Origin of the sequence: Metabacillus sp. YM-086, from assembly GCF_048059995.1 — a bacterium.
GTDB classification, from domain to species: domain Bacteria; phylum Bacillota; class Bacilli; order Bacillales; family Bacillaceae; genus Metabacillus; species Metabacillus litoralis_B.
This window is the reverse complement of record NZ_JBLUOI010000153.1, coordinates 1-3,788: the sequence shown is the minus strand read 5'-3', so window position 1 is coordinate 3,788 and position 3,788 is coordinate 1. Positions and strand designations below refer to the sequence as shown.

The following is a 3,788-nucleotide window of genomic DNA, read 5'->3' as shown; positions in this document are numbered from 1 at the left end:
ACTATTATAGTACGTTTTTTGTTAATCGAAATTAACATTTGCACGCTTGGTTTTGTTTAGTTTTCAAAGATCATTTACTAGTCATTTGCGACTAGGTATTTATCATACCACTCGTATTAATTCATGTCAACATTTTTTCGGAAAATGTTTTTTAGAATTTAATTACTGTTTTGTGGCAGAAACTTATATTAACTCATTTCTTATATTGAGTCAAGATATATTCCACAGATTTTTTTAAGTGTATATATTATTAGCTACCTTTGTATTATCCCTTTACATTTAGGACATTGATACATAACTGCTAGATCCCCAAAACTTCTTTGAAGAACTCTATCCATTATTACCTGACATCTTGGACAACTTATTTTTCCGTTTTGCCCTTTTTTAAATAACAAAATACCACCCCCACATTTTATCTGTATTCAACTCTCAGGATATAGGTTCGTTAATTATTAATTTATTTAGTGAAAAGATACATGCTGTAAAGTTGTTCATAGAGCAATCAATATACTCGCTATGAACTATGAACATAAAAAGACCGAATAAAGGCATATTTTATTAATTTTGACCCTTATTCGGCTATAGTTTTAAGAACTCAATATTATTTTAATGTAGTAATCCCTTTTAAAAATATATAGCTATTCTGTAACATTCACTTCAATCGGCTGTGCTACCACATTCCATTCCTTACCTAGCATTGTAAATGTGTTTTTCACAAAAACTTGAGCTGTTCCTGGCGCTATTGCTTCTATGGTATTTCCATTTAAACGAACAATATCAGAATTTCCATTGATGTAGAGCTCTGTTTTAATATTTTCTTTTTTATCGACTCGGTAATCAACAAATGCTTTCGCATTAATTGTAGATGTTTTACCAACCTTTAAGTTTATCTTCTTTATTGGTGACTCAAGGTTTATAGGTGAGTCAGTTAACCATTGTGTATAGTCTGTAATCGGTCCAATCATACCTTCTTTGAGTTTATCGCTAAAAGAACCTTCATCCCTAAATGTCCAATGCATATTTAGCATACCACGTTGACGTACATAGGTATTTAATTCTTGATAAACACTTCCATAGCTAGCATTAATAGTCACCTTTTGGCTTGTTCCATACTCTAGCATTTTTTGAGCATTTTTCAATTTACCTGCTTCGGTTTCAGGAACACCTGTTGAAAATAGATAACCAATAGGTATCTCGGGCTTCAGATCGTTTATCTTTGTCATGCTCCCTAAGTTAAAACTTTGCAGGACAACCTGATCTACCATATTTGCTTCTTCGATTTCTTTAATTACTTGCTCCTCAATCCCCGTATCTTTCAGCTCGACTAGTAAAACAACTTCTTTTTCTTTAAATTCCTGTAAAAACTCCTTAAAGGTTGGTACTTTTTCTCCCTTAAACTCAGGGCTAAATTTCACCCCTGCATCTAATGCACGAAGCTCCTCAAGAGTTAGATCACCAACCCTACCTGTTCCATTCGTTGTCCTATCCACAGTATTATCATGCATGATAACTATATGACCATCTTTTGTTATTTTTAAGTCAGTTTCAATCATATCTGCACCGAGATCATATGCTAACTTATATCCAGCCATTGTATTTTCAGGTGCCAATGATGGAACTCCACGGTGAGCTGCAACTATTGGCCTTTGAATAATCGTATTTTCAGGATAATCTTTTAGTGCCTTTGTTGTGTACTCTGGTGTATTCGAAATAATACCATCTACACCGAGATGAATCATTTCATGTGCTGAATTATCAGAGTCAGCTCCTATCCCCCATACAGAGATTGTCCTACTATGTAAATAATGAACGATCTCTTGTGTTAAAATCTTCTGAGAAATGATAGCTACTTTCCCTTTATTTTTATGAATATCTTGAGCAAACTTCTCTAAATCATTTTTATTCATTGAATTTTTATTATATATTAGCCCACCACGTGCAGTTGGATAGTTCGTCCTTAAATCTTTTAATATAGAAGGATTACTTGAAACAAAATGAACATCATTAGTTTGTGTATTATTTAATTCTTCTATAATTGCTTCTGCTAGCTTCTCTTCCTCTACTTTAATGATTGGAATTCGTTTATTCTTTATTGATTTTAAGACTTCACTTAACTTTTTATCGTTAGTTAGTAGTTGTCCATTCTCATTCATTTTTACAGGAAGTACCACAGATGAGACTGCCTCTGAAGTATTCATAGCAGAACTGTTAGCAATTAATGTCGGTGGATTGATAATATTTGTTTCAGTTTCCTTCGGAATGAAAGCTCCACCATTCTCAATAGGCGGGAGTACTTCAGACATTGCTGTCACTTTTACATTGTCAAATTGAACAATGGATCCGTTTGCTTGGAAGCCAACATCACCGTTCAACCACTGGTTGGCCAGGTCTGTATCAATAACCAATTTTCCATTCACAAACTGCTGTACACGATTTTTACTAGTGACAACTTTAAGTTTGTATGTTTTGTTGAATTCAAACTTCTCAGGATAAAAATTTGTTTCAGGTACAACCCATTGATTATTTGCGTTTCTGATTGCGAATTCCAATCCATTTAATGACGTTGTTCCTCTGCGAAAAGCGAACTGATAATAAGGGTAGTTTTCAGATTGAATGCGGTACATTAAAGAAGCCCATCGTGTATCTTCAACTGCAGAAACAAAGGTCATATCAGCTTCAAAGATATAATCTCCAGCTTCATCACCAAGCGGTACAATGACTCTTGCTGGACTTGCTGATGAAGGAGATGTAAGCAATAATTTCCCTTCTTGTATAGCTGCTTTACCTTGAACTAACTTCCAACCAGATGGGAGTTGTCCATTTGTAATCTGGTCAAAATTCTCGTTTACCCATATGCTACCTGGTTGATTTGCATATGCACTTGTTTCCAAACCAATAAATGATGGTGCTGTACTAAAAATAAGAGCAGATGTGACGAACATAGTTACGATTTTTTTCTTTCCAGATCTTCTTTTCATAGACTTCCTCCTACTATAAAATAAAAGCTATTAATTCATAAAAAAATTTTAGCAGACTCAGGAAATTTTGAATGTTAAGATTTTTTTGTAGGAAGAAAGAGGTATTCGATAGTATTAAATATCTAAGGATTATTATATATAGTTTCTTTTAATCTATTCTTTTGTTAATCGGTAAGTCTATTGATATAGCTATAATCTCTTATAAAATGATAATTGAAACAAAGCATTAACATTCAATTAACAGAATACGACAAAAGTTTTACAATCTCTGTTTCCCTGACTCTGAATCGTTGAAAGCCAAAACATCTCTGTTAGTTAGAGGGTACTGCTTTCTCTATTCCAATACAAAAGTAACCTATGCCTTCAACTATTTCTAGTAACTGTATACTAGTTTTCAATATTTGATCTGTAAATTCCTAATGTAAAAAGACCAGTATCTCTACTGATCTTTTCTTCATCTTACTTGGCGACGTCCTACTCTCACAGGGGGAAACCCCCAACTACCATCGGCGCAAAAGCTTAACTTCCGCATTCGGACTATCGGCTTGCGATAAGTTTCGAATCTCCGCGTCTGCTTGTTCGTTCAGATCCTCATGTGCCAATACCGCACACTCCGGTCTTCACTCTCTGCGCTTCCTTGATCTTCTTGCTTCTCCCAAGCCTCAGGCTAGTAGTCTTACTTTGTCTCTAATTTTCACATACAAACCTTCGGTTTAACCTTCTTTAAAAAGACAAAAAAAGACCAGTATCTCTACTGATCTTTTCTTCTTCTTACTTGGCGACGTCCTACTCTCACAGGGGGAAACCCCC

The 3,788-nt window shown here is 34.7% G+C and carries 1 protein-coding gene; it reads right to left on the bottom strand.

Translation table 11 applies throughout. The features are described 5' to 3' along the window. Positions 1-638: 638 nt before the first annotated feature. Positions 639-2,978 (bottom strand): glycerophosphodiester phosphodiesterase family protein, encoded by a 2,340-nt coding sequence (locus ACEWK1_RS27410; protein WP_247339223.1) that lies wholly within the window; start codon positions 2,976-2,978, stop codon positions 639-641. Between the last annotated feature and the right edge of the window lie 810 nt (positions 2,979-3,788).

Bases quoted from the DNA above. Each gene is read 5' to 3' on its own strand.
- ACEWK1_RS27410 (WP_247339223.1), bottom strand. From the start codon at position 2,978: ATGAAAAGAAGATCTGGAAAGAAAAAAATCGTAACTATGTTCGTCACA.